Genomic DNA, 26,044 nt, shown 5'->3' on the forward strand with positions numbered 1-26,044 from the left:
TCCGGCGGGCAGCAGATGTCGTGCCGGGGTGCCGTTGCCGGCGGGGCTTCATTCACTTTGCGGGCGCCGTGCCCGGTCGGGGCCTCCCGGGCACGGCATCAGTGGGTCGTCGACCGGACACCGGGCAAGTCGTCGAATGCAGCCTTGCCGTCCGTGGTGAGGAGTTCCCTTGCGGTGGTCGCCGCAGTGGCCGCGATGATCAGGTCGTGTGCCCCTCGGGGTTTGCCCTCCCGCCGTACGTGCGCGAGCAAGCGGGCGTGCACTCGTGCCACATCGGCTGTGTAGTCCTCGATCGGGATCAGGGCGCGTACACCGTCGACGAACTCCTGCCGCCGTGTGCGCCGGGCGTCGTCGGCGAGCTCGACGCCGAGTTGCAACTCGGCGAGGGTGATGGCGGCGATGGTGATGTCGTCGTCCCCGTTGAGGAGACCGGCCAGAGCGCCGCCGTCACGTTCGGAGCGGATGAGCAGGCCGGTATCCAGGATCAGGCGTCGGGCCACGTCGCCCCCAGCTCGTCAGTGGTGATCTCGCGAGCGGCCAGTACGTCCTCCGCGAAGCTGTCGTCGACCGGATGGGCGGCCAGGAAATCCTTGAGCGCCGCGCCGTTACCGGCAGGCGCCGGAGCGAGTATGGCCAGCCGGCGACCGCCTCTGGTGATCACGATGGTCTCGCCGTGTTCCGCGCTGTCGAGTACGGATGCGAAGTTCCGGGAGACCTCTGTCGCAGTCATCGTCCTCATGGAATCAGAGTATCTGATTTCCACTGCTCGGGATGGTGAACCGAGTGCTACGGGGCTCGCGTACCAGTGGAACGGCGCGCAGCGCGTCACCCCGCCCGCGGGCTCCCGGCCGCCGCCGTGATCACCTCGTCCAGTACCTCCCGCGCCCGCAGCAGATCCGCCACCTGGCGGTCGATCCTGGCCCGCTCCTCGGTCAGCTCGTCGACCAGCCACGGCGTCGCCGTCTCCGACGGGCCGCCGTCCTTGTCCCGCATGCACGGCAGGAGCTGGACGATCTTCGCGCTGCACAGGCCCGCCGCGAACAGTTCCTGGATGTGCACCACGCGGTCGACCGCCGCTTCGGGATAGTCGCGGTGGCCGCCCGGCGTGCGGTCCGCGTACAGCAGGCCCTGCTTCTCGTAGTAGCGCAGGGACCGTTCGCTCACGGCGGTACGCTGCGCCAGTTCGCCGATCCTCATGCCGTCTGAACCTCCACGCCCGAAGAACCTCCACGCTCGAATCTCCGCTTGAATCTCACACCGGTGTCAGCTTTTACCGTTCCGGCATGACGAACACCTCGCTTCTCGCCCCCTATTCCGCAGGCCGCATCGGCCACCTCCCCAACCGCATCGTCATGGCCCCCATGACCCGCGCCCGCGCCGCGGATGACGGCACTCCGCTGCCGGTCGTCGCCGAGCACTACGCCCAGCGCGCGAGCGCGGGCCTCATCGTCACCGAGGGCATCTGGCCCAGCAGTCGGGGGCAGAGCGGCTGGCGCTATCCGGGGCTGCAGACCGCCGCGCACGTCGAGGGCTGGCGGCGGGTCACCGACGCCGTGCACGCCGCCGGTGGCCGGATCTACGCCCAGCTGATGCACGGCGGTCGCAACGGCCACCCGCTGGCCCGCATTGATGGGGACCTGCCGCTCGCGCCGTCGGCCGTGATACCGCCCGGCCATGCGCACGGCCCCGACGGAAGCAAGCCCGACTACGTCGCCCCGCGCGAGATGAGCGTCGACGACATCCGCACGGCGGTCCAGGACTTCGTGGACGCCGCCCGCAACGCCATCGCCGCGGGCTTCGACGGGGTCGAACTGCACGGCGCCAACAGCTACTTGATCCACCAGTTCCTCGCGGACAACACCAATCTGCGGGACGACGCGTACGGCCGGGGCTCGGTCGCCAACCGCATCCGTTTCGCCGTCGAGGTTGTGCGTGCCGTCGCGGATGCGGTCGGCGCCGAGCGGCTCGGGCTTCGGCTCTCCCCGGGCAACCCGCAGTTCGGCATGGCGGAGGCCGACCCCGGCCCCGTCTACCGCGCGCTGCTCGACGAGATCGACGGCATCGGCCTCGCCTACCTCCACCTCACCGACAACGACCGCTACCCGGCCCTCACCGACCTGCGCCCCCACTGGCACGGCACGCTCATCGGCAACGTCGGCGAGAACGGCGACCCGACCACGCGGGAGGCGGGCGAGGCGGTCCTCGCGTCCGGGGTCGTCGACCTCGTCTCGTACGGGCGCGCGTTCATCTCCAACCCCGACCTGCCGGAGCGGTTCGCGGCGGGCGCGGCGCTCCAGGAGATCGACGAGGCGCACCTCTACACCAACGGGGCCGAGGGGTACACCGACTACCCGTTCCTGGAACGCCAGTTGGCCTAGCGCCTTCGGTTGGCTCAGACCTCCACTAGGACCTGGTCAAGGGATTTCCGTACGAGATCGGGGACCCTGCAGTCCTCCGCCGGATAGCCCACGGGGATCACCGCGAACGCCTTCTCGTTCTCCGGGCGGCCGAGCACCTGCGAGAGGAACCGCATCGGGCTCGGCGTGTGGATCAGCGCGGCCAGGCCCGACAGGTGCAGGGCGGAGAGCAGCATGCCGACCGCGATGCCGACCGACTCGTCGACGTAGTAGTGCTTGTGCTTGGTGCCGTCCTCGCCGAGCCAGTAGCGCTGCTGGAAGACGACGATCAGCGCGGGCGCGTCCGTGAGGTGCGGTTTCACCTCGTCCGTGCCCAGCGGGCGCAGGGCGGCGAGCCACTCGTCGCCGAGCCGTCCGTCGTACGAGATCTGCTCCTCGTGCTCGGCGGCCTCGCGGATGCGGCGGCGGATGTCCGGGTCCTGGACGAGGGCGAACGTCCACGGCTGCTGGTGCGCGCCGGACGGCGCCGTCGCCGCGCACGCGATGGCGTCCCGCACCACCTGCGCGGGAACGGGGTCCGGCGCGAACTGCCGCACCGTGCGTCGCTCCCGCATCCGCGCCCGCAACTCGGCGGCGTGCGCGAGGGATTCGGCCTCCGGCATGCGCTCCGGGCGGTACGGCACGGAGCGGTAGGGCTCGCCGTGGATGGGGGTCCATGCTTGCTGCTGCTCGGTCTCAGACATGGTCCGATTCTGCGGCGTGGGCCGTAGCCCGCGCCATGGTGCAGACCAACTGGGGTAGGAGAGCGGCCTGTTCAGCTCCATCCCGTCACGATGAGGGAGAGTCCGATCGTGAATCCGGTGCCGAGCAGCGCAAGGTACAGGCCGTAGAACCGCCGAAGCCGGTGCACGAGGAAGCCGAAGGCTCCGAAGGCCAGGCCCACGGTGAGGGTGCGGGAGCCGCGCGAGAGGGCCGAGTGGGTGAGCCAGTCGGACGGGGCGACCTCGGCGCGGCCCGCCTCATGTGCGTACACCTTGAAGGGGATGCCGTTCCAGGGCTGGTGCCGGACGGCCGCGGCGGACTCGACGGCGAGTTCGGCGCGCACCTCGGCGCGCATCCGGTCCGTCGTGAGCGGCTGCGGCAACTGTGCGCCGGACGCGGCCAGTTGGAGGGCGAGGAGGCCGCCCGCCAGGCTGCCGGCGAGGGCCGTGAGCGACAGCTTCAGGGCGCGGCGAGGCATGGCCACGCAGGCGATCGCGAGGAACAGCTCCGGCATCAGCGGCCAGCTCAGCGCCTCGGCGAAGGCCCAGGCGAAGGCGAGCGGCAGCCCCCATCGGGAGGCCACGACCGCCGCGGTCCGCTTGCGCGCGGCGGAGTCCCTGAGCGGTTCTCCGGTCGTACGGCGATGCAGTGCCGCCACCGCGTCGCGGGCCTCCTCGGGGGTGGCCGACGCGGGCAGCGGATCACCGACGGCGACCCGTACGAGGGCCGGGCGGAGCCTGCCGTGCTTGGGCAGCAGACGGTCCGTGCCCGCGATGGCGACCGGCACGACCGGCACGCGCGCGTGCTCCGCGAGGACCACGGCGCCTCGGTGGAAGGCGCCGAGCTCGCCCGCCCGCGCGCGGGTTCCCTCCGGGAAGAGGACCACGGCCCGGCCCGCGCGGAGGTCGTCCGCCCTGGCGAGGAGGTCGTCCATGCCGCCTCCCGTGCGGCGTACGGGGAAGCCCGCGGCAAGCCGGCTGCAGATGCGCCTGCGCCAGGGGGAGGCGAACCAGTAGTCGGCGGCCGCGCCGATCGCCGGGGCGTGGCGGGCGTCCAGCGCAGCGAGCAGGGCGGCGGTGTCCGCGTGGGAGGAGTGGTTCGCCACGACGACGCAGCCGCCGGGCGGGAGGTGACCCTTCCGCTCGACACCTCCGGTGAGGGTGAGCAGGGTCCACCAGAGCGCCCGGCGGAGTCTGGCCGCGGGCCTGGGTGCGGCGGGCACGTGGCTCGGTCGGTCACCGGCTCCGCCGCGTTCGTCCTCAAGCGCCGGACGGGCTGAATGTGCCCACTTGCGGCTCACGGTCCTCATAGCGTCACCACCATCGTCAGCAACAGGGCCACCAGCAACGAGTCGATCCGGTCGAGCAGGCCCCCGAACCCCGGCAGCCAGCTCCCCGCGTCCTTCACGCCCGCCTCGCGCTTGACCATCGACTCCAGGAGATCCCCGAGTACGCAGCCGACGAGCACGGCGGCCCACAGCACCGCGGAGAACGCGCCGACCGCGGCCAGCGCGGCGGCCGTCGCCGCGGCGGCACCGGCGACGCCCGCCCAGGTCTTGTTGGGGGAGAGGGGGGAGAGCGGGCGGGCCAGGACCCCCCGGCGGCCGAGCGCCGTACCGCCACACCAAGCGCCCACATCGCCGAACGCCACAGCGACCCCCACGGCCACGGCCGTATCGCCGAGCAGCACGAGCCCGCTCAGCGACACCGGAATCCACAACAGCCCGAAAACCGTCCGGCACGCGCGCGTGAAGCCCTGCGAGGCGTCTCCGGAGAAGAGGGCCACCCCCGCGGCGGCGATGAGCAGTACCCCTGCCGTCCGCAGGTCAAGGGCGCCGGGCGCGGCCCAGGCGACCCCCGGCACCGCCACGGCGGCCGCCCCGAGCACCAGCCGCTCACCCCGAGGCAGCCCCGCCATCCGCGCGTACTCCCCGACGGCGATGACCCCGAGCCCGGCAGCGAGCGCGAACGCACCCGCCCGCCCCACGAAGAACGCCCCGAGAAACAGCGGCGCGGCCACGGCCCACGTCCGCCACCGCTTACGCAACTCACCCCGCATCCGCACCCGCGAGGGCAAGGCCGCAACAGCGACCCCACCCGCACCAAGCACCCCGGCGACAACGGGCATCGCCCGCCCGGCAGCTTCGCCGGCGATGAACGCGGCGCTCATCGCTCGCCTCCGATCTCAGACGAGGCGCCCAACTCCTGCGACAGCCGGGCCCATGCTCGCGACGGCAGCATCGAGCGTGCGCCGCCGCGCGCTGCGACGGCGGCGGGCAGGGTGCGTCGGGCGGGCTCACCGGCGGTGAAGCCGATGTAGGTCGTGCAGGTCATCGGCGTACGCGCCTGCGTGGCCGGCGCCCGCGAGGGCAGCGGCGCGACGGTGAATCCGTCCGCACTCCGCGATTCGGTGGCGACGGGCAGGACGCGCCGGCCGGCCTCGCCTGCGGTGAAGCCGACCTGGGTCGTGCCGGTCATCGGCTTGCGCGCCTGCGTGGCCGGCGCCCGCCAGGGCAGCGGCGCGACGGTGAATCCGTCCGCACCGCGCGAACCCCCGGCGGCCTCGCCGGCGATGAACGCGGCACTCATCGCGCACCCCCCATCTCCGGCGCAGTCCCCAACTCCCGCCACAGCCGGGCCAGTCGAAGCCCCGCCGTGAGTGCCGAGCCCGCTGCGATCACCGTGAGTACCGGTACGACCCAGCCCGACGCCGCCGCCACCACGACCAGTGCGCAGCGTTCCGTCTTGCCCACCGGGCCGCCGTTGAGGCGGGGTGCGCCCGCTGTTGCGCCCGCCAGGGACACCCAGGACGGCAGCGTCGCCGCCAGGCCCGCCGTTGCCACCAGCCACAGCGGGGCAAGCGGCAGAAAGCCTGCCAGGACGGTCAAGTCGGCCGCGCGGTCGCCCAGTTCGTTCAGGAGCGCGCCCCTGCGCGTCGTGCGGCCCGTGTCGCGGGCCAGTGCGCCGTCCAGGTTCGCGAACGCCAGGCGTGCCGCGAGCAGTGCCGCGACCAGCGGCGCCGAGACGCCGAAGGGCAGCCAGGCGAGCGCGGCCGCGGCGCCCGCCGCGCACACCACGCCCGCCGCCGTGAGCGTGTCGGGCGACACCTCGCGGCGGACGAGCGCGGCACGCACGCCGGAGAGCCGGTCCGCGTACCAGGGCTTGAGAGCGTAAAGGCCGTTCATGGGACCGACTCTGCCGCCGGGCGGGCGCCGGGAAATCGGTGTGCGTACTCATATCCGGGCTGAGTACGGTGGTGAGGTGACCACTCTGCGTACAGCCCACACCAGCGATCTGACGGCGGTCGAGCTGCGCGCCGCCCGTGCCCTGCTCGACGAGGCCTTCGACGGCGACTTCAGTGATCAGGACTGGGATCACGGACTCGGCGGCGTCCACGCCCTCGTGCATGACGAGGCGGGCGCACTGCTCGCGCACGGTTCTGTGGTGCAGCGCCGGATTCTGCACAACGGCCGTTCCCTGCGGGTCGGTTATGTGGAGGCGGTCGCCGTCCGGCCCGCCATGCAGCGGCAGGGGCTCGGCGGGCAGGTCATGGGCGCCCTGGAGCGGGTCATCGACGGTGCGTACGCGCTCGGGGCGCTCTCCTCGTCGGACGAGGGCGCGCGGCTCTATCTGGCCCGCGGCTGGGTGGAGTGGAAGGGTGCGGTCGGGGTCATCGGCCCGGGTGGTGTCGTTCAACTGCCGGACGAGGAACCGCCGTTGCTCTGGGGCGCCGACCTGGACCCCTCGTACGAGCTGCTCTTCGACTGGCGCGACGGCGACATTCTCTGACGCCGCGGCCTCCGCCGGGTGAGTGACGGGGACTTCTGTCGCCGGAATGAGCCGACCGGCAAAGGAGCCTATCTTACCAACTCCCCGTTCCCTTCGGAGAGTTGTCGCGGTGGGCGGCTCCGGTGGACGGTGCGGCCTTCTAACGTGTGCCGCGCGTCAGGCAACCGCCCCAGGGCGGACGTGCGTGGCGCCGCCGCAGCAGCCGCCCCGCAGGAGGAGATTCCCGTGAACGTATACGACTTGGAGGGGCGCAAGGCCCTGGTGAGCGGGGGCGCGCAGGGGCTGGGCGCGGCGATGGCCGAGGCGCTGGCCCGCGCCGGTGCGGCCGTCGTCGTCGCCGACATCCAGGAGGACGCGGGCCTGGCCACCGCCGAGATCCTGCAGAAGGCGGGCGGCAACGCGGCGTTCGTACCCCTCGACGTGACCGACGACGCGAGCTGGGAGTCGGCCGTCGCCCACGCCGTGGACGAGCTCGGCGGCCTGGACATCGTCGTCAACAACGCCGGCATCGAGATCTCCGGCCTGGTCGTCGACCTCGACCCGCAGGACGTCCGCAGGATGCTCGACGTGAACGTCCTCGGCGTCGCGCTCGGCACCAAGCACGCCTTCCGCGCGATGCGGCCCGGCGGCCCGTCCGGCCGGGGCGGCGCGGTCGTCAACGTCTCGTCGGTGGCCGCCACGATCCCCTTCCCCGGCATCGCCGGATACTCCGCGACGAAGTCCGCGGTCGACCGGCTGACCCGGGTGGCCGCCCTGGAGTCCGGCAAGCTCGGCTACGGCGTACGGGTCAACTGCGTCTACCCCGGCCTCGTACCGACGGAGATGGGGGTGAAGCTCGCCCAGGACATGGAGACCATGGGGCTCTGGCCGAGCGCGGAGGCCGCCGTCGGCCACGTCGTCGGACTGACCCCGCTGGGGCGGCTCGGCGAGGTCGCCGACATCGCCGACGCCGTGGTCTTCCTCGCCTCCGACGCCGCCCGTTTCATCACCGGCGCGGGACTTCCGGTCGATGGCGGCCTCGGCATGTGATGCGGGGGCGTGTAATTCAGGGTCATGTGATGCTGGGCCATTCGAATATGCCGAAGGCTCCTCTGTCGCGCCGCGCAGTGGCCTAAAATCCCGGAGACGCCTCCGGTGAACAGAGCTGGCACAGCCATGAAGATTCCTCGGGAAAATGTTCGGTGCCTATGGGTGTGCGCGGGCGCCGCGGTCACCTTCACCGGTATCGCGTGGCGGCTCGCCGACGGCCCTTTCGGCACCCTCTGTCTCGCACCGTTGACTCTCCTTGCCGCTGCGGCGGCCGTGGTCCTGTGCCGCCAGGCGCGCGCCATCACCGCACTGCGGGTGGTGGCGCGCACCCTCCAAGAAGGGATGCTCCGGCCGCTCCCCAGCCGCGTCGGCGGACTGCGCACCGAGGTCCGCTACGTGGCCGCGCAGCCCGGGGCCCAGGTCGGCGGGGACATCTACGACGTCGTCAGCACCCCCTTCGGCGTACGGCTGATCATGGGCGACGTCATGGGCAAGGGCATGCCGGCGGTCGGCACCGCCATGGACGCCCTCGGCGCCTTCCGTGAACTCGCCCAGTGCGAGGCCCGGTTGCCCATGGTCGCCCAGCGCATGGACGCGGCCCTCGCGCACCGGGAGAGCAGCGAGGACTTCGTCACCGCCCTGCTGCTCGGCACGTCCGACGGCGACGGCAGCGTGGACCTTGTCTGCTGCGGCCATCCGCCGCCCCTGCTGATCCGCGCCCGCCGCGCCACGTTCGTGGACGCCCTGCCGCCTTCGCCGCCGCTCGGCCTCTTCGGGCTGCAGGACGAGTGGTGCCGGTCCAGTTCGGTGCCGCTCGTCGCGGGTGACCGGCTGCTGCTCTACACCGACGGCGTCACCGAGGCGCGGGACGACGCGGGCGACTTCTATCCGCTCGAAGAACGGGCCGTGGCTCTATACGACGAGGATCCCGGCGCATTCCTCGACGCGCTCTCCGCCGATCTGACGCGGCACACCAAGGGCCGGCAGATAGACGACGCCGCTCTCCTCCTGGTCGATTTCGGAGACATTCGATCCCCTTCCGAACAACCGCATTCAGAAACTTCGCGGTCGCTCCGGATCTGACAAAGAAAAGCAAGAAAAGCAAGAAAAGCAAGAGAAGAGGCGACCGTGGCCGGCAATCTGCCTACGGAGCACACCCCCTTCGTCGGCCGCCGCCGCGAACTCACCCTGCTCCGCCAGCTCTGCACCCACTCCCGCACGGTGACCGTGACCGGCCTCGGCGGCATCGGCAAGACCCGCACCGCACTGCGCGCCGCCGTCGACGTGGCGGACCGTTTCGCCGACGGAGTCTGGTTCGTCGAGCTCTCCGGCCTCCAGGACGGCGCCCTCCTCGTGCACGCGGTCGCCACGGCGCTGCGCGTCACCGACCACACGGCCAAGCCGCAGCGCGACGTCCTCGCCGAGCACCTCGCCGACAAGCGTCTGCTGCTCGTCCTCGACACCTGCGAACACCTCGTCGATGCCTGCGCGGAACTCGCCGCGCTGCTGCTGCAGGCGGCCCCCGGCCTGCACATCCTCGCCACCAGCAGGCAGCCCATCGGCATCCTGGGCGAGCAGGTCTTCGCCGTGGAGCCGATGTCCGTCGCGGCCGACGCGGCGCGGCTCTTCGAGCAGCGCGCCCGCGCCGTACGCCCCGACTTCGCGCTCACCGCCCGCAACAGGCCCACGGCGGAGCGGATCTGCGCCCGCCTCGACGGCATCCCCCTGGCCATCGAACTCGCCGCCGGGCGCCTCGGCGACGAACGGCTCGGCGATCTCCTCGGCCGCCTCGACGACCGCTTCCAGCTGTGCGCCGACGCGCCGGGCCGCACCACCCGGCACAGCACACTGCGTACGACGATCGGCTGGAGCCACGAACTCTGCCCGCCCGCGGAGAGGTTGCTGTGGGCCCGCCTCTCCGTCTTCGCGGGCAGCTTCACCCAGGAGGCGGCCGAGGCGGTGTGCGCCGACGACGCCCTTGAGCGGGCCGGGATCGGCAGGCTGCTCGCCGGTCTCGTCGACAAGTCCCTGCTGGTGCGGGAGCAGGGGCCCCAGGGCGAGCGCTTCCGGCAGCTCGACACCGTGCGCGCGTACGGCGCCGAGTGGCTGCGGCGGCTCGGCGAGGAGCTGTCGGGGCGCGGCCGCCACCTCGCCTGGTGCCAGGAGTTCGCCGAGCGGGGCGAGGCGGACTGGTTCGGGCCCGGCCAGGCCGCCGTCTTCCACGCGACGCGGCGCGAGCACACCCAGCTCTTCGCCGCCCTCGACTTCGCCCTGTCGACGCCGGGCCACGGGCAGGCGGGGGCGCGCCTCGCCGGGACGCTCTGGTTCTACTGGGTCGGCTGCGGGCTCCTCGGCGACGGCCGCTACTGGCTCGACCGCGCGCTCGCCGCGGCCCCCGACCTCAGCCGCGCACGGCTCAAGGCGCTCTGGGTGGGCGGCTATGTGGCCATCCTCCAGGGCGACACGCGGGCCGCGGCCGCCATGCTCGACGACTGCCGGTCCGGCGCGCTGCGCAGCGACGACGACACGGCGTACGCGTACTCCACGCACCGCCTCGGCTGCGCCGCGCTGATCCGGGACGAACACGCCGTGGCCGAGCGGTACTTCAAGGCGTCGGTGACCGGCTACGCGGAACTCGGCGAGCTCAACAGCAACGTGATGATGGCGCGCATCGAACTGGCCATGGCGCTCGCCTTCCAGGGAGATCTGGAAGCGGCCGTCGGCCTCTGCGCGGAGGCCCGCGCCACCTGCGAGGCACACGGCGAGCGCTGGGCCAAGGCGTACGCCCTCTATGTGCTCGCCTTCGCCGCCTGGGCCGGCGGCCGCACGGACGAGGCGGCGCGCCTCGCCAGGGAGTGCCTGCTGATCAACTACGAGTTCCGCGACCTCGTCGGAATCGTCCTGCCCATCGAGGTCATCGCGCTGCTCCGGGCCTCCGCGGGCCACTGCGAGCAGGCCGCCGTCCTCCAGGGCGGGGCACGGCGGATCTGGCAGCGCGTTGGCCTGCCGCTCTTCGGCTCCGCGTACTTCAACGCACCGCACGACACGGCCGTCGCCCTGGCCCGCGAAGGCCTCGGAGACCAGGGCTACGAAGCGGCGTTCGAGCGCGGCACTGCCCTGGGCCTCGACGAGGTGGTCGCCGCGGTCCTGGACGGCACGCACGAGCCGCTGCGGATCCAGTGACCTGGCCCGTCCTGTCCGCCGTCCGCCGACCGCTGCCGTGCAGGCCCCGCGATGTCACAGCTCCGCGCCGACCGCCCGGACGATGATCTTGCCCAGGTTCTCGCCCCGCAGCATCCCCAGGAACGCGTCCACGATCCCGCCGAAGCCCTCGACCACGGTCTCGTCGAGCCCGATGCGCCCGCTCTGCAGATGCGGCACCACGAACGCGTTCAATTCCTCCTGCACATCGCGGTGGTTGCGCACCAGGAACCCCTCCATGCGCAGGCTCTTCTCCACGATGTCGGGGAGATTGCGCAGCGCGTACGGCGCGCCCGTCGCGTTGTACTGCGCGATCGTGCCGATCCGTACGATCCGCCCGTACTCGCGCAGCGAGGAGATCGCGGCCTCCAGGTGCTCGCCGCCCACGTTGTCCATATAGAGGTCGATGCCGTCGGGCGCCGCCTTCGCGAGCAGCTCGGCCGCCGGGCCCGCGTGATAGTCGAAGACCTCGTCGTAGCCGACGTGTTCGGTGAGGTACGCCGCCTTCGCCGCCGTCCCCGCGCTGCCGACGAGCCTCCCCGCACCCATCAGCCGGGCGAGCCGCCCGGTGGCCGTGCCCACGCCGCCGGCCGCCGCCGAGACGAACAGGTCCTGCCCCTCCCGGAGTTGGGCGATGCGGGTGAGCCCGACGTACGCGGTCAGGCCCGTGCCGCCCAGGATGCTCAGGTGCGCCGAGAGGGGTACGCCGTCGAAGCGGGGGACGCGGCGGGCCTCTTCGGGGGTGACGACGGAGTGGGTGCGCCAGCCCTGCCGGTGGAAGACGATCTCCCCTTCGGGGAGCGCGGGGTCGCGGGACTCCACGACCCAGCCCAGGGCACGGCCCTCCAGCGGGGCGTTCAACTCGAAGTCGCCGTCCATCATTTCGCGGTGGTAGGGGTCGACGGACCAGTAGAGGTTCTCCACCAGGGCGGTGCCGGGGCCCGGCACGGGCGGCGCGGACTCGACGAAGGCGAAGTGGCCGGGGGTGGGGAAGCCGTGGGGGCGGGCGGTCTGGTGCACGGTGAGCGCGGTGTCGGTCATGGCGGTGACCGTACGGAGGAATGCGGGGGCCGGGCAGAGGGTTGCGCTCATGGAACGGCCCGATCCATGAGGGGCCCTCATAGAAGCAGGTGGGAGCCGTGATGGACGCCGCTGAAACCGCTGGAAAGACCGCCGCCACCGCCGACCTCGCCCCGCACGAGCTCCGCATCCTCGTCGCCGTCGACGACCGGCGCGGCTTCTCCGCGGCGGCACAGGCCCTCGGCCTGACGCAGTCCGCGGTCTCGCACTCCATCCGGGGCACGGAACGCAAGGTCGGAGCGGTGCTCTTCGAGCGGGGCCGCAAGGGCGCGACACCGACCGCCGCCGGATCCGCGGCCGCCGCGCACGCCCGCCGCGTCCTGCGGCTGCTCGACACCCTGGTGGCCGAGGCCCGCGGCGCCGACCGGGGCACGGTCGACGGACCCCTGCGCATCGCCGCCTTCCGCAGCGTCGCCCTGCATCTGCTCCCGGCAGCCCTGGAACGCCTCACCGCCCGCCACCCCGGCATCCGGCCGGAGGTCCGGGTGGTGCGCGAGCTGGGCGCGGGCACTGCGGGCGAGGTCGCCGATGGCCGCGCCGACGTGGGCATCGCGACGATCGGCGGCAGCTCGCCCGTGCCCGCGGGGCTCATCGGCGACGTACTCCTCGAAGAGCCCTACGCGCTCGTGCACCCGGCGGGCCACCCTGCCCCGCGCTCGCTGCCGCTGGTGGACTGGCACGAGAACTGCGGCTCCTACACCCGGGAGTGGTGGCGCAGACAGGACTGGATCCCCAAGGCGACCGTCCTGACCGAGGACGACGGAGCAGTGCTCTCGATGGTGAGCAACGGTCACGGCATGGCGATCATGCCCGCGCTCTCCCTGACCGGAGCACCGGACACCATCGAGATCACTGATCTCGGAACGGAGCGCCCGACCCGCTCCGTGGGCTATGTCACCACCCCTGAGCTGGCCTCTTCCACCGCCGTACGCGCCCTGATCCGCGAGCTCAGAGCGGTGCGCGCATGAGGCCCGTCTCAGATAGTAGGAAGTCCGAGTAATTGTGGAGACAGATGCTCCGTCCTCACTTAGCTTTGTAGAAGCCGAACGTCTCGCTCGATCAAGCGAATGGCGGTCGTGAGCCGGAGCCCCATGCAGGCAACCCCTGCCGCTCCACCGCTCCCCGCCCCTTTCCGGCGTCTCGAAATCACCCTGCTCTTCCCTCAAGGAGTGGATCTCCCATGGCCGAGACGACCGCACGCCGAGTCCGCCACGCCTCCCGCACGAACGAGTCCGAGCGCAGGAACGCCGCCGCCGCCCTGCAGCGAGCCCTCGACCGCAGGGACAACGGCGGCGCGACGGGTCACTGACCTGTCGCGCCACCCGTAACCGCTACTTACCGCGCACCACCTCGAAGTGGTCCACGCGCTCCCCGCTCTCGGCGAGCGCGGAGACCGTCAGCTTCGGGCTCGCCCCGGCCGTCACCTCCACCGCGAGGAACGAGAAGCCGGTGTACCGCACCCGTGACCACTCCACCGTGTCCGGGTCCGGGAGGCGCAGCTTCGTCCAGTGGAACGACAGGATCGAATCGCGGTCGTCGACGTTCCCCTCGTAGCTGTCCTTCACCCCGAGGCCGAAGCTGTAGAGGTCCTTGCCCGCGCCGCCCGCGGTGACGTACACGATGCCGTCGCGCGTCGGATCGGTCGACGCGCCGACCGGTACGGGCTTGCCGACCTCGCCGCCCTTGATCGCGTCCGTGCGCTCATAGACGTGGTTGTGGCCGTTGATCACCAGGTCCACCTGGTGCTTGGTGAACAGCTCGAGCCACGCGTCGCGCACCCCTCCGTCCGAGGCGTGGGTCGCCGTCGAGTACATGCAGTGGTGGAAGAAGACCACGATGAAGTCGATGGAGTCGTCCGCGCGCAGTGCGGCGAGGCGCTTGTCCAGCCAGGCCGTCTGCTTGCCGTCCGTGTAGCCCTTGTTGGCGGGGATCTCGTACGAGACGTCGTTCGCGTCGAGCGCGACGACGCCGACATTGCCGTACGCGAAGGAGTAGACGCCCGGCGCGTTCTTCGCGTCGAAGCCGTTCTCGGGGAGCGACCAGCGGGCTGACTGGCCGCCGTAGCCGTTCGGTGAGTACCAGGCCTCCATGTCGTGGTTGCCGGTCGTCACCATCCACGGGACGGACTTCGCCACGGACTCCGTCTGCGCGAGGAACGTGTCCCACACGCGTGCGTCGTACGTGTCGGACTCCTTGCCGTGGCCGGTGCTGTCCGCGTAGCAGATGTCGCCCGCGTGCAGATGGAACGACGGGTTCTGGCCCAGGATCAACTGGTCGTTGGCGAGCGCGTCATAGCTCACGCCCTGGTCGCCGAAGGCCGTGAAGACGAACTTCTCCGCCGTGGCCGGGGCCGTGCGGAAGGCGCCGATCGTCGCCATCCGCTCGGGCGATGCCGGGTCGAAGCCGTCGTGCCCGACGCCGTAGTAGTACGTCGTGCCGGGCTTCAGGCCGTCGAGCGCCGCGTGCAGGTAGTACTGCTCGACCGCGGGCAGCTTCTTCGACAGGGACGGGGTGTGAAGGTCGCGCACCTCCGCCGCGACCTTCTGGCTCAGCTCCCAGGGCTTCAACCCGACCCGCAGATAAGGGGACTTGACGGCGAAGGGCACCTGCCAGGAGACACGCATCTGGGTCTTCGGGTCGGCCCCGAAGGCGAGATGCCTGCCGAACGGCGCCACCAGCTTGCCGTCGACCTTGACGGGCGCGGACGGCGCGGCGAGCGGCCGTGATGCCGAAGCGCCCTCGCCGTACGCGCTGCCCGAGCTGCCCGCGAGCAGGCCGATGCCGCCGACCGTGCCGGCCGTGGCGAAAGAGCTCGCCAAGACCTTGCGGCGGGAGAACTTCTTGCGCAGGTACTCGTGCTGCTCCGGCATGCTCATCTCGGAGGCGAGCTGCTCCGGTATGCCGACATTGGGGGTGTCCATGGCAAGGGAACTTCCCAGTAACTTCCAACTCCCGCCAGACCTGAAGGTGAAGAGAGGGTGTCCATGTCATGGCGCCCCCGTGGCGTGACCAGGAGTGTCCGCATGCCGGACTGCGAGTGTCATCCCCTGGGACGGAGCGTAGGCTGCCGTCATGTCTCGCAGCATCAATCTCGCAGTGATCCCCGGTGATGGAATCGGCCAGGAAGTCGTGGCCCAGGGGCTCAAGGTCCTCAATGCCGTCCTCCCGCAGGATGTGAAGCTGGAGACCAAGGAGTTCGACTTCGGCGCCAAGCGCTACCACGCCACCGGTGAGACCCTCACCGACGCCGACGTGGAAGCCCTCAAGCAGTACGACGCGATCCTCCTCGGCGCGATCGGCGACCCCTCGGTCCCGTCCGGCGTCCTGGAGCGCGGCTTCCTGCTGAAGCTCCGCTTCCTCTTCGACCACCACGTCAATCTGCGGCCGTCCAAGCTCCTTCCGGGCGTCTCCACCCCGCTCGCCGGGCAGCCGGAGATCGACTTCATCGTCGTACGCGAAGGAACCGAGGGCCCCTACACGGGCAACGGCGGCACCATCCGCCAGGGCACCGAGCACGAGGTCGCCACCGAGGTCTCCGTGAACACCGCGTTCGGTGTCGAGCGCGTGGTCCGTGACGCCTTCACCCGCGCGCAGGCCCGCCCGCGCAAGAAGCTGACGCTGGTCCACAAGAACAACGTCCTCGCGTACGCGGGTCACCTCTGGACGAACGTCTTCAACAAGGTGGCCAAGGAGTTCCCCGAGGTCACCACCGACTATCTGCACGTGGACGCGGCGACGATCTTCCTCGTCACCGACCCCTCGCGGTTCGACGTGATCGTCACCGACAACCTCTTCGGCGACATCATCACCGACCTCGCCGCGGCCGTCTCCGGCGGCATCGGTGTCGCGGCGTCCGGGAACATCAACCCCGCGCGTGAGTTCCCCTCGATGTTCGAGCCCGTGCACGGCTCGGCCCCCGACATCGCGGGCCAGGGCAAGGCCGACCCCTCGGCCACCGTCCTCTCCGTCGCGCTGCTCCTGCGCCACCTCGGGTACGAGGACGAGGCCGCCCGCATCGAGACCGCCGTCTCCGCCGACCTGGCCGAGCGCGGCGACTCGGCCCGCACGACGGACCAGATCGGCGACGCGCTCGCCGTACGAGTAGCCGGCTGACCCGGCAGCTCACTCACCATCGACGAGACGCCGCCGGGTCCACATCGGACACCCGGCGGCTTCTCGTATGCGGCTCCGGGTGCCACCATCGACCCCTGGGCCGCAATCACGCTGTTCCTTCCACCGGTTCCCGCGAGCGATAATCGAACGTGGGGCCGCGGAATGCAGGGAAGCTCGGACGTCCTAGTACCGGAAGTACAGACGTGAGCGCGGTCCGTCACCATCACACCGTGAAGGACGAAGCACTCATGACGACGACGCCGACCATCGAGCTCAAGCCCTCCTCGGCCCCGCTGTCCACAGCGCAGCGCGAGGCGATCCTGGCCAACCCCGGGTTCGGCCGCCACTTCACCGATCACATGGTGACCATCAAGTGGACGGAGGGCCGCGGCTGGCACGACGGCCAGCTCGTTCCGTACGGCCCGCTCGCCCTCGACCCGGCGACGAACGTCCTGCACTACGCCCAGGAGATCTTCGAGGGCCTCAAGGCCTACCGCCAGCCCGACGGCTCGGTGGCCTCCTTCCGCCCCGACGCCAACGCCCGCCGCTTCCAGGCCTCCGCACGCCGGCTCGCGATGCCGGAGCTGCCCGTCGAGACGTTCATCGAGGCGTGCGACGCGCTGGTCAAGCAGGACAAGGGCTGGGTGCCCGCGCACGGCGGCGAGGAGTCCCTCTACCTGCGCCCGTTCATGATCGCGACCGAGGTCGGCCTGGGCGTGAAGCCCGCCAACGAGTACATGTTCATCGTCATCGCGTCGCCCGCGGGCGCGTACTTCCCCGGCGGGGTCAAGCCCGTCTCGATCTGGCTCTCCGAGGACCGGGTGCGCGCCGTGCCCGGCGGCGTGGGCGACGCCAAGACCGGCGGCAACTACGCGGCGTCGCTGCTGGCGCAGGCCGAGGCGGCGGGGAAGGGGTGCGACCAGGTCGCGTACCTCGACGCGGTCGAGCACAAGTGGGTCGAAGAGCTCGGCGGCATGAACCTGTACTTCGTGTACGGAAACAAGATCGTCACCCCCACGCTGACCGGCTCCCTGCTCGCCGGCATCACCCGCGACTCGCTCCTCACGGTCGCCCGTGACCTCGGCTACGAGTCGGAGGAGGCCCGGGTCTCCATCGACCAGTGGCAGGCGGACTCCTCGGACGGCACCCTGACGGAGGTCTTCGCCTGCGGCACCGCCGCGGTGATCACTCCTGTCGGGACGGTCAAGTGCCGGTCGGGGGAGTGGGAGCAGAGCGGTGGGCAGCCGGGCGAGGTCACGATGAAGCTGCGTGAGGCGTTGCTTGATGTTCAGCGGGGCACGTCGAAGGACCAGCACGGCTGGATGCATGACCTCGGCTGAGGGCTGAGCGGTGCGTGAAGGCGGGGTCCGGCGATGTGTCGCCGGGCCCCGCCTTTGCAGTCAAGCCTTCGTTGCCGCCTGCGGTTCGTCTGCGGGTGCTTCGTGGCTTGTCGCGCCGTTCCCCGCGCCCCTTCGGGGCCCGTTCGGCAGCCCGCGTTCGAGTGCTAGGTACGCCAGGCCGCCCACAAGGCCCGACAGCAGGAAGCTGCAGTCCACCCCGCCCGTCAGGGAAAGCAGCGGGCCCTCGTACGTCGGCAGGGAGACGGCCGCCAGGCCGACCACCGCGCCCAGGACCCAGGACACCGTCGCCGGGATGTTCCAGCCTGCGCTGTACCAGTAGGCGCCGCCCTTGGAGCGGCGGTTGAAGACCTGCAGCGCGTCCGCGTCGTAGGCGCCCTTGCAGCGGGCGAAGCCGATGAGGGTGATCACCGCCCAGGGCGTGCCGATGGCGGTGAGCAGCAGGACGAACGACGTCATCGCATCGGCCGCCTCCCAGGCGTAGTGGCCCACGAAGACGCACGCCGTGGCCACGACGGCGACCGTGTACGTGGCCCGTGCGCGGGACGCCTTCGGCAGGATCGCGTCCAGGTCGAGGCCCATCGAGTACAGCATCAGGCCCGCGTTGCCGACCGATCCCGCCGAGGCGGCCAGGAGGAGCGGGATCAGGTACCAGGTCGGGGACGCGGAGACCAGCGGGCCCGCGTAGTCGAGGGCCGCGCGCGCCGCGTACGCCGTGAACGTACCGAAGAGCTGCGGCACCAGGAGCCCGGCGAGCAGACCGATCCACGTCGCCCGCAGCACCGAGCGCGAGGTGTGCCGCTCGGGGGAGATGTAGCGGGTGTAGTCGCCGAGGAGCGTGATGAAGGCGATCGGGCCCGAAAGCCCCGCCGCCACCATCGCGAGCAGCCAGGTCGGCCAGAACGAGCCGAGCAGATAGCCTTCCCCAAGCTCTTGATGAGCAGGGGAGACCCCATCCGTCGGCAGGGCCGAGGTCGTGAAGTCGGGGGCGTACGCGACGGCGCCGAGGACCAGGAGCGCGGTCATGCCCACGGCGAGGATGCGGGACAGACGAAGCAGCACCCGGTAGCCGTAGACCGCGCCCGCCACCGTGGCGGCGCCGAGCAGCGCGTACACGATCCCGTACGAGAGGCCGCCGGCCGGGAGGCCGATGAGGCGGTGCAGCACGCCCACCATCACGTCGCCGCCGATCCAGACGGTCAGCGCGGTGTAGCCGAGGGCCAGGAGCAGGCCGACGATCGAGCCGACCAGGCGGCCGCGTACGCCGAACTGGGCTCCGGAGGATGTGGAGAGGTTCGTCCCCGTACGCAGCGAGACGAGGGCGAGGGGCGCGGTCAGGACCGTGCCGATCACCGTGCCCGTCACCACCGAGGTGACCGACGCCCACCAGCCCAGGCCGAACGACACCGGCAGCCAGCCGAAGACGATCACCCCGAGACAGAGGTTGGAGCCGAGCAGGATCGAGATGAGATCACGGGGACCGCTGGTGCGTTCCCCGTCCGGGATGGTGTCTACTCCGCGCTGTTCTATCGGCATGAGGGTGCCCCTGACGCTCGAGGGTGGCGGCCTGCGCACACAGGGTCGCCGTTCGACTGTTTGAGTGCCGCTCTATGTGACCTGAGTCAAGCTCGCCCGTCAATGTTTCCGTGGAATGAATCTCATGGTTAGAGTGATGCTCTAAAGACGGAGGTGTGGTGTCGTGCGACTTACCCCCACGGAACGCGACCGGCTGCTGCTCTTCGGGGCCGCCGAGCTCGCCAGGGCCCGCAAGGCGCGCGGCCTCAAGCTCAACGTCCCCGAGGCGACCGCGCTGATCGCGGACACGGTGTGCGAGGCGGCCCGCGACGGGGCCAGGCTCGCCGAGGCCATCGAACACGCGCGGGCGGTCCTCGGGCCCGACGACGTGCTGCCGGGCGTGGCGGACGTGGTCACCGAGGTGCATGTGGAGGCCGTCTTCGACGACGGCTCCCGGCTCGCCGTCGTGTCCCGGCCGATCGGGGCGGGCCTCGGCAGCGAGGCGCCGGGCGCGCTGCTGCCCGGGCCCGAGCACGCGGATCTCGCCCCCGACGTGACGCTGACCGTGCACAACACCGCCACCGTGCCCGTCTCCGTCACCTCGCACTTCCACCTCTTCGAGGCGAACCCCCGGCTCGACTTCGACCGCTCGGTCGCGTACGGCATGCGCCTTGCGGTGCCCGCCGGGTCTTCCGTGCGTTTCGGGCCCGGGGAGAGCGTCGAGGTGGGGCTTGTGCCGATCGGCGGCGACCGTGTCGCGATCGGCTTCGCCGGTCTGGTGGACGGCGCGCTCGACGCGCCCGGCGCGAAGGAAGAGGCCCTGCGCAGGGCCAGGGCCTGCGGCTACCTGGGAGCTGACCGATGACCGGACAGAACATCGATCCGTACGCGTACGCCTCCACCCATGGGCCCCGCGCGGGCGACCGGGTCCGGCTTGGTGACTCGGGTCTGATCGTGCGTGTGGAGTCTGACGCGCAGCAGTACGGCGATGAGTTCCTGGCGGGCTTTGGCAAGACCGCCCGTGACGGGCTGCACCTGAAGGGTGCGGCGGTTCGCGAGACTTGCGACGTCGTGATCAGCAATGTCGTCGTCATCGATGCGGTGCAGGGCATCCGCAAGGTGTCCATCGGGATCCGGGAGGGCCGGATCCATGCCATCGGGCGGGCCGGCAATCCGGACACGCTCGATGGGGTCGATGTCGTGGTGGGTACGGGTACGTCGATCGTGTCCGGTGAGGGGCTGATCGCCACCGCCGGTGCCGTGGACACGCATGTCCATCTGTTGTCGCCGCGGATCATGGAGGCCTCGCTTGCCTCCGGGGTGACGACGATCATTGGTCAGGAGTTCGGGCCGGTGTGGGGGGTGGGCGTCAACTCGCCCTGGGCGCTGCGGCACGCGTTCAACGCCTTCGATGCGTGGCCGGTCAACATCGGTTTCCTGGGCCGGGGTTCGTCCTCGCACGATGCGCCGCTGATCGAGGCGCTCGCGGAGGGCGGTGCGTCGGGTTTCAAGGTGCACGAGGACATGGGCGCGCACACGCGGGCGTTGGACACGGCGTTGCGGGTGGCCGAGGAGCATGACGTTCAAGTCGCCCTGCACAGCGACGGGTTGAATGAGTGTCTCTCCGTCGAGGACACCCTCAAGGTCCTGGAAGGGCGGACGATTCACGCCTTCCACATCGAGGGGTGTGGTGGTGGGCATGTGCCGAACGTGTTGAAGATGGCGGGCGTCCCGAACGTCATCGGCTCCTCCACCAACCCCACGCTGCCCTTTGGGCGGGATGCGGTGGCCGAGCACTACGGGATGATCGTCTCCGTCCATGATCTGAAGACGGATCTGCCGGGTGATGCGCACATGGCCCGTGACCGGATCCGGGCCGGGACGATGGGTGCCGAGGACGTGCTGCACGACCTGGGCGCGATCGGCATCACTTCCTCGGATGCGCAGGGCATGGGGCGCGCGGGTGAGACCGTACGCCGCACGTTTGCGATGGCCGGGAAGATGAAGGCCGAGCTGGGTCCGATGGACGGCGACGGCGCGGACGACGACAACGCGCGTGTGCTGCGTTACATGGCCAAGCTGACGATCAATCCGGCCATCGCGCACGGCCTCGCCCACGAGGTCGGTTCCCTCGAGGTCGGCAAGATGGCCGACATCGTGTTGTGGCGCCCGCAGTTCTTCGGGGCGAAGCCGCAGATGGTCCTCAAGTCCGGCTTCCCCGCCTATGGGGTCACCGGGGATCCCAATGCCGCCACCGACACCTGTGAACCCCTTGTCCTGGGGCCGTTGTTCGGGGCTCATGGTGCGACGCCCGCCGACATCTCGGTTGCCTTCGTTGCCCAGGCCGCTGTCGATCAGGGCAACGACACGATGACCACCCGGCGCCGCCGTGTCGCCGTTCGCGGCACGCGTGGCATCGGGCCCGCCGATCTGCGTCTCAACTCCCGTACCGGTGCCGTGGACGTCGATCAGCGCTCCGGTCTGGTCACGCTCGACGGTGACCCGCTCAGCTCCGAGCCCGCCGACTCGGTCTCCCTCAACCGCCTGTACTTCCTGTGACACCTGTGAGGACCCCGCGATGACTTTCCGTATGCCCGCCGAGTGGGCCCCGCACGAGCGCACCTGGATGGCGTGGCCGAGCCCCAACCCCACGTTCACCAACGACGAGGAGCTGGCCGAGGGCCGCGCTGCCTGGGCGAACGTGGCCCGCGCCGTGCGCCGCTTCGAGCCCGTCACCATGGTCGTCGGGACCGGCCAGAGCGAGTCCGCCCGCGCGCTGCTCGGCCCGGACATCGACCTTGTCGAGCGCGACCTGGACGATGCGTGGATGCGTGACATCGGCCCCACCTTCGTCCGTGACGGTGACCAACTGGCCGCCGTGGACTGGGTGTTCAACGGCTGGGGCGGCCAGGACTGGGCCCGCTGGGAGCACGACTCGAAGATCGCCCGGCACATCGCCGACATCGCGGGCGTGCCCGTGCACTCCTCGCCGATGGTCAACGAGGGCGGCGGCATCCACGTCGACGGCGAGGGCACCGTGCTGCTCACCGACACGGTCCAGCTCGACCCGGGCCGCAACCCCGGCCTGACCCGTGAGCAGGCCGAGGAGGCGATCCACGCCCGCATCGGGACCACGAAGGCCATCTGGCTGCCGCGCGGCCTGACCGGCGACTACGGCACCTTCGGCACCCGCGGCCATGTCGACATCGTCGCCGCGTTCGCCGCGCCCGGCGTGGTCCTCGTGCACGCGCAGCAGGACCCAGCCCACCCCGACTTCGAGGTCAGCAAGGAGATCATCGGGGTCCTCCAGGGGCAGACGGACGCCCGCGGCCGGACCCTGGAGATCGTCGAGGTGCCCGCGCCGACCGTCCTCACCGACGACGAGGGCTGGGTCGACTACTCCTACATCAACCACTACATCTGCAACGGCGGCGTCGTCCTGTGCGCCTTCGACGACCCGCGTGACGAGATATCGGCGGGCATCTTCCGCCGTCTCTTCCCCGACCGGACGGTGACACTCGTGGACGCCCGTACGATCTTTGCCGGGGGTGGTGGCATCCACTGCATCACCCAGCAGCAGCCGAAGGTGTGATCTAGGAGTAACCCCATGGCCGGGACAGCCCGTGCGCGCAAGAACGCACCGCCGCGCGAGGACGTCCTTGCCGCGGCCATGGAGATGATCGCCGAGCGCGGCCTGGAGAAGCTGACCATGGCCGCGCTCGGCCGTGAGGTGGGCATGAGCAGCGGCCACCTCCTCTACTACTTCCGCACCAAGGACGAGCTGCTCCTGCGCACCCTGGAGTGGAGCGAGTCCGCGCTCGGCGCCGAGCGGAGCCGGCTGCTCGCGCGGCGCGGCACGGCCCGCGAGCGGCTCGACGCGTACGTCGATCTGTACGTCCCCGACGGCCCCGGCGACCCGCACTGGACGCTCTGGCTGGAGGTCTGGAACCGCTCCCTGAACGCCGACGAGGACGAGCGCGACCGGCAGGTCGCCATCGAGAGCGCCTGGCACCGGGATCTGGTGGCGCTGCTCGCCGAGGGCGTCTCGCGGGGCGAGTTCAAGGGCCTCGACCCCGACCGGTTCGCGACGCGCCTTCGCGCGCTGCTCGACGGGTTCTCCATCCATGTGGCGATCGGCCTTCGGGGCACGGGCCGGGACCAGATCCTGGCGCACGTACGGGAGTTCCTGGACGGTGCGCTCTTCCCGGGAACCGAGGACGCTCCGGGGGCGTAAGACCTCGCTGCCCCCGTCTAGGTTGTACGCAATCCGGCGGATTGCGTGTCTTCGCGTGGTGCGCTTGTATCCCCGTGGGTCTTCGGTACCGGGCCGGGGGGATCGACAGGTTTTGGGGGAAGCCATGTCCACTGCTAGACGGGTGTCCTTGAGTGCCTTACTGGTCGCGGCGCTCGGCACCACCCTGTTACCGGCCGCGGCGCAGGCCGCGCCGCGGCAGCCGCCGGCGCCGAAGGTGGAGCGCGTGAGCGTCGCGGCCGACGGCACCGAGGCCGACGGGGCTTCCCGTACCGCGTCCATCTCGGGGAACGGCCGCTACGTCGCCTTCTACAGCGACGCGGAGAATCTGACCGAGGGTCATCAGGGGCCGTACGACTGGGCGTTCGTGAAGGATCTGGAGACCGGAGAGGTCAAGCGCCTCAAGAACTCCATGGCCGCCCCCGTGATCAGCGACGACGGGCGGTACGCGGCGCACACCGGCTGGGGCACGCACGGCATCAACGTCTTCCTCACCGACCTGAGCACGGGGGAGATCAAGCAGATCGACGGCAGGGGCTTCAAGTACAGCGCGTCATCCCCGGCCATCAGCGCGAACGGCCGCTACGTCGCCTACGACCTGCAGCCGCAACACCCCGGAGACCCCCAGCGGGTCGAGGTCTACGACCGCGAGACGGACACCCGCGAGCTCATCAGCGACGGACCGCCGGACTCGGCCCGCGACATGGTGGATCCGTCCATCAGCGCCGACGGCCGCCACGTCGCCTACGAGGACAAGGGCACCGGCCAGGTCCGGCTCCGCGACCGCACCACGGGCAGCCTCACCCGGATCGACGACGGCACCCCGTCCAAGGTGGTGGAGGTCAGCGGACGGACAGTTGCGCTGAACTCGGCGGACGGCGCGTACGTACGCGATCTGCGCACCGGAAAGGTCCAGCGCTTCGCGGGCAAGGGCGCGCAGGCCGTCAGCCCGGACGGGCGCCAACTCCTTTACCGGGACGCCGAGTCGGACGTCGTCCTGCGCGATCTCCGCAGCGGACACGAGGTGACCGTCGGCCACGGCGGGGCGCGTGCGGGCGCGATCGCCGACAAGGGGAAGAGCGTCGTCTACAGCTCGGACGCCACGGACGTGGTGCCGGGCGACACGAACGGCCTGGGGGACGTCTTCAAGTGGACGGCGCGCTGATGCCGCGTCTCTCAGGGGATGAGCAGACCAGCACTCGGCCGAGCAGCATTCATCTGAACCGGGGGAACCATGTCATGAACGCCAGAACCAGCAAGAGAGCCGTCACAGGCCTGTGCCTGACCGCCGTGCTCGGCACGATGGGAGCGCTCCCCGCCCATGCCTCGGGCACCGCGGCGCCCAAGCCCCCGTGGACGGAGCGCATCAACGTCACCGCCGACGGGGCCCAGACCACCGACGCCCCCGGTGGACCCGCCGTGAGCGCCGACGGCCGTTACGCCGCCTTCGCCACGGCGCGCTCGCTCACCGGGCCCGACGACACCAACAACAGCAACGACGTGTACGTCAGGGACCTTCGCCGCGGCACGGTCGAGCGGGTCGGGCTTCAGGACTCCGGTGCCGAGTTCGCCGACGGCACGGGCGCCGCGCAGCTCAGCGACGACGGACGGTACGTGCTCTTCGCCGCCCGGCTCGGCAGCACGGACGACGGCTTCATCGACCGCTACTACCTGCGGGACCGCAGAACGGACAGGACCGAGCTGGTCAGCCTTTCCGACGACGAAAGGCCCGTCCACGGCGACTACGCGGCACAGGCCAGGATGAGCGCGGACGGCCGCTACATCGCCTTCGTCTCCCGCCTGAAGGAGCACGGCGATTCCGCCGAGCGCACGCAGTACGGCGTCTATGTACGGGACCGCAAGGCGGGCACCACCCGGCTGATCAGCAAGGCCCCCGCCCCCGGCCAGGACGACCCCGGCTACGGCGTCACCGGTCTGGAGATGAGCGCCGACGGCAGCCGCATCACCTACGGCTACACGCAGTTCAGGCCCGGCTACGACCGGCAGGTGTACGCCTACGACCGGCGCCACGCCACCACCGACCGGCTCGACCTCACACCCGCCGGCGCCGACATCGCGATGACCGTCCCCACCTTGAGCGGGAACGGGCGGACGATGGCCTTCTCCTCCTGGTCCGACGGCCTGGTCCCTGACGACACCAACGGGCAGAGCGACGTCTTCCTGCGCGATGTGCGCGACGGCACCGTCGAGCGGATCTCCCTGAACGCCGAGGGCGAGCAGACGGAGTTCGAGTCGCTCAACCCCCGCATCAGTGCCGACGGCCGACACGTGGTGTTCCACTCCTGGGACACCCACCTGGTCGAGGGGGAGACGGCACGCGGCACGCTCTTCATCCGCGATCTGCGCACGCGCACCAACCAGCGGGTGACCGCGGCGCACGACGGAGGCGAGAGCGACTGGCTCGACCTGCCGGAGGCCGAGGTGAGCGCCGACGGCGGCGCGATCGTCTTCGTGTCCCGCGCGGGCAACCTGGTCCCGGACGACACGAACACGTGGTGGGACGCCTTCGTGCGCCATATCGGGCCGAGCAGCTGAACCACCAAGCCGAGCAGTTGAACCACCAACCAC

26 protein-coding genes are annotated in these 26,044 nt (G+C 70.9%); 15 read left to right on the forward strand and 11 right to left on the reverse strand.

Translation table 11 applies throughout. The annotated features are described in order from the left end of the window. Positions 1-98: 98 nt before the first annotated feature. The 3 genes from OG453_RS26530 to OG453_RS26540 all read right to left on the reverse strand — a co-directional run bounded on the left by OG453_RS26530 (position 99) and on the right by OG453_RS26540 (position 1,197). Positions 99-500, reverse strand: coding sequence for a PIN domain-containing protein (locus OG453_RS26530; protein ID WP_266871022.1), 402 nt, complete (start codon positions 498-500; stop codon positions 99-101). Next, positions 485-739 (reverse strand): type II toxin-antitoxin system Phd/YefM family antitoxin, encoded by a 255-nt coding sequence (locus tag OG453_RS26535; protein WP_266871023.1) that lies wholly within the window; start codon positions 737-739, stop codon positions 485-487. The genes OG453_RS26530 and OG453_RS26535 overlap by 16 nt, the downstream gene beginning before the upstream one ends. A gap of 86 nt (positions 740-825) precedes the next feature. Then, positions 826-1,197 carry a MerR family transcriptional regulator gene (locus tag OG453_RS26540; protein WP_266871025.1) on the reverse strand — a complete coding sequence of 124 codons (372 nt, stop codon included), beginning with the start codon at positions 1,195-1,197 and terminating at the stop codon, positions 826-828. Positions 1,198-1,283: 86 nt separating this feature from the next. On the opposite strand from OG453_RS26540, the gene OG453_RS26545 reads away from it, so the two are divergent. Further along, positions 1,284-2,378, forward strand: coding sequence for an alkene reductase (locus tag OG453_RS26545; protein ID WP_266871026.1), 1,095 nt, complete (start codon positions 1,284-1,286; stop codon positions 2,376-2,378). A gap of 14 nt (positions 2,379-2,392) precedes the next feature. Here the strand turns inward: OG453_RS26545 and OG453_RS26550 are convergent, their stop codons facing one another. The 5 genes from OG453_RS26550 to OG453_RS26570 all read right to left on the reverse strand — a co-directional run bounded on the left by OG453_RS26550 (position 2,393) and on the right by OG453_RS26570 (position 6,303). Beyond that, positions 2,393-3,100, reverse strand: a complete 708-nt coding sequence (locus tag OG453_RS26550; protein ID WP_266871027.1) for a nitroreductase family protein — start codon at positions 3,098-3,100, stop codon at positions 2,393-2,395. A 71-nt stretch (positions 3,101-3,171) separates the two neighbouring features. Then, on the reverse strand, positions 3,172-4,428 hold the full coding sequence (locus tag OG453_RS26555) for a 1-acyl-sn-glycerol-3-phosphate acyltransferase (RefSeq protein ID WP_266871028.1): 1,257 nt from the start codon (positions 4,426-4,428) through the stop codon (positions 3,172-3,174). Continuing rightward, a complete protein-coding gene (locus OG453_RS26560; protein WP_266871029.1) occupies positions 4,425-5,288 on the reverse strand; it encodes a phosphatidate cytidylyltransferase in 864 nt (287 codons plus the stop codon). Before OG453_RS26560 ends, OG453_RS26555 begins: the two co-directional genes overlap by 4 nt. Further along, a complete protein-coding gene (locus OG453_RS26565; RefSeq protein WP_266871030.1) occupies positions 5,285-5,707 on the reverse strand; it encodes a hypothetical protein in 423 nt (140 codons plus the stop codon). Before OG453_RS26565 ends, OG453_RS26560 begins: the two co-directional genes overlap by 4 nt. Then, a complete protein-coding gene (locus OG453_RS26570; RefSeq protein ID WP_266871031.1) occupies positions 5,704-6,303 on the reverse strand; it encodes a CDP-alcohol phosphatidyltransferase family protein in 600 nt (199 codons plus the stop codon). The genes OG453_RS26565 and OG453_RS26570 overlap by 4 nt, the downstream gene beginning before the upstream one ends. A 76-nt stretch (positions 6,304-6,379) precedes the next feature. Here OG453_RS26570 and OG453_RS26575 point away from each other — a divergent pair, with 76 nt between their 5' ends. The 4 genes from OG453_RS26575 to OG453_RS26590 all read left to right on the forward strand — a co-directional run bounded on the left by OG453_RS26575 (position 6,380) and on the right by OG453_RS26590 (position 11,119). Further along, entirely contained in the window at positions 6,380-6,907 is a 528-nt protein-coding gene (locus OG453_RS26575; protein WP_266871032.1) for a GNAT family N-acetyltransferase, read from the forward strand. A gap of 225 nt (positions 6,908-7,132) precedes the next feature. Beyond that, a complete protein-coding gene (locus tag OG453_RS26580) occupies positions 7,133-7,936 on the forward strand; it encodes an SDR family NAD(P)-dependent oxidoreductase (protein WP_266871033.1) in 804 nt (267 codons plus the stop codon). A gap of 162 nt (positions 7,937-8,098) precedes the next feature. Beyond that, positions 8,099-9,019 (forward strand): PP2C family protein-serine/threonine phosphatase, encoded by a 921-nt coding sequence (locus OG453_RS26585; RefSeq protein ID WP_266871034.1) that lies wholly within the window; start codon positions 8,099-8,101, stop codon positions 9,017-9,019. A 45-nt stretch (positions 9,020-9,064) separates the two neighbouring features. Further along, positions 9,065-11,119, forward strand: a complete 2,055-nt coding sequence (locus tag OG453_RS26590) for an NB-ARC domain-containing protein (protein WP_266871035.1) — start codon at positions 9,065-9,067, stop codon at positions 11,117-11,119. 54 nt (positions 11,120-11,173) lie between these two features. Here OG453_RS26590 and OG453_RS26595 read toward each other — a convergent pair whose 3' ends face one another. Then, positions 11,174-12,178, reverse strand: a complete 1,005-nt coding sequence (locus OG453_RS26595) for an NADP-dependent oxidoreductase (RefSeq protein ID WP_266871036.1) — start codon at positions 12,176-12,178, stop codon at positions 11,174-11,176. 101 nt (positions 12,179-12,279) lie between these two features. On the opposite strand from OG453_RS26595, the gene OG453_RS26600 reads away from it, so the two are divergent. Together OG453_RS26600 and OG453_RS26605 are read left to right on the forward strand one after the other, a co-directional pair. Continuing rightward, entirely contained in the window at positions 12,280-13,185 is a 906-nt protein-coding gene (locus OG453_RS26600; protein WP_266871037.1) for a LysR family transcriptional regulator, read from the forward strand. Positions 13,186-13,397: 212 nt separating this feature from the next. Continuing rightward, positions 13,398-13,526, forward strand: a complete 129-nt coding sequence (locus OG453_RS26605; RefSeq protein WP_266871038.1) for a hypothetical protein — start codon at positions 13,398-13,400, stop codon at positions 13,524-13,526. Between the two features lie 22 nt (positions 13,527-13,548). Here the strand turns inward: OG453_RS26605 and OG453_RS26610 are convergent, their stop codons facing one another. Beyond that, positions 13,549-15,138 (reverse strand): metallophosphoesterase family protein, encoded by a 1,590-nt coding sequence (locus tag OG453_RS26610; protein WP_266871039.1) that lies wholly within the window; start codon positions 15,136-15,138, stop codon positions 13,549-13,551. 151 nt (positions 15,139-15,289) lie between these two features. On the opposite strand from OG453_RS26610, the gene OG453_RS26615 reads away from it, so the two are divergent. Both OG453_RS26615 and OG453_RS26620 read left to right on the forward strand, forming a co-directional pair. Further along, complete coding sequence (locus tag OG453_RS26615; protein WP_266871040.1) at positions 15,290-16,330, forward strand: 3-isopropylmalate dehydrogenase; 1,041 nt, start codon at positions 15,290-15,292, stop codon at positions 16,328-16,330. Between the two features lie 248 nt (positions 16,331-16,578). Continuing rightward, positions 16,579-17,670, forward strand: a complete 1,092-nt coding sequence (locus tag OG453_RS26620; protein ID WP_266873140.1) for a branched-chain amino acid aminotransferase — start codon at positions 16,579-16,581, stop codon at positions 17,668-17,670. Positions 17,671-17,730: 60 nt separating this feature from the next. On the opposite strand, the gene OG453_RS26625 is transcribed toward OG453_RS26620, so the two are convergent. Beyond that, positions 17,731-19,224: a cytosine permease gene (locus OG453_RS26625; protein ID WP_266871041.1), complete on the reverse strand. Its 1,494-nt coding sequence runs from the start codon at positions 19,222-19,224 to the stop codon at positions 17,731-17,733. A gap of 163 nt (positions 19,225-19,387) precedes the next feature. Between OG453_RS26625 and ureA the strand changes: the two genes are divergently transcribed. The 6 genes from ureA (at position 19,388) to OG453_RS26655 (ending at position 26,011) form a co-directional block, all read left to right on the forward strand. Beyond that, positions 19,388-20,068: an urease subunit gamma gene (ureA, locus tag OG453_RS26630; RefSeq protein ID WP_266871042.1), complete on the forward strand. Its 681-nt coding sequence runs from the start codon at positions 19,388-19,390 to the stop codon at positions 20,066-20,068. After that, entirely contained in the window at positions 20,065-21,762 is a 1,698-nt protein-coding gene (locus OG453_RS26635) for an urease subunit alpha (RefSeq protein WP_266871043.1), read from the forward strand. The genes ureA and OG453_RS26635 overlap by 4 nt, the downstream gene beginning before the upstream one ends. Positions 21,763-21,781: 19 nt before the next feature. After that, positions 21,782-22,795, forward strand: a complete 1,014-nt coding sequence (locus tag OG453_RS26640; RefSeq protein WP_266871044.1) for an agmatine/peptidylarginine deiminase — start codon at positions 21,782-21,784, stop codon at positions 22,793-22,795. Between the two features lie 15 nt (positions 22,796-22,810). Continuing rightward, complete coding sequence (locus OG453_RS26645; RefSeq protein ID WP_266871045.1) at positions 22,811-23,437, forward strand: TetR/AcrR family transcriptional regulator; 627 nt, start codon at positions 22,811-22,813, stop codon at positions 23,435-23,437. A gap of 142 nt (positions 23,438-23,579) precedes the next feature. Then, positions 23,580-24,620 carry a protein TolB gene (locus OG453_RS26650; protein WP_266873141.1) on the forward strand — a complete coding sequence of 347 codons (1,041 nt, stop codon included), beginning with the start codon at positions 23,580-23,582 and terminating at the stop codon, positions 24,618-24,620. Positions 24,621-24,694: 74 nt separating this feature from the next. Then, a complete protein-coding gene (locus OG453_RS26655; protein ID WP_266871047.1) occupies positions 24,695-26,011 on the forward strand; it encodes a hypothetical protein in 1,317 nt (438 codons plus the stop codon). Positions 26,012-26,044: the final 33 nt, after the last annotated feature.

Source organism: Streptomyces sp. NBC_01381, assembly GCF_026340305.1.
Classification (GTDB): Bacteria; Actinomycetota; Actinomycetes; order Streptomycetales; family Streptomycetaceae; genus Streptomyces.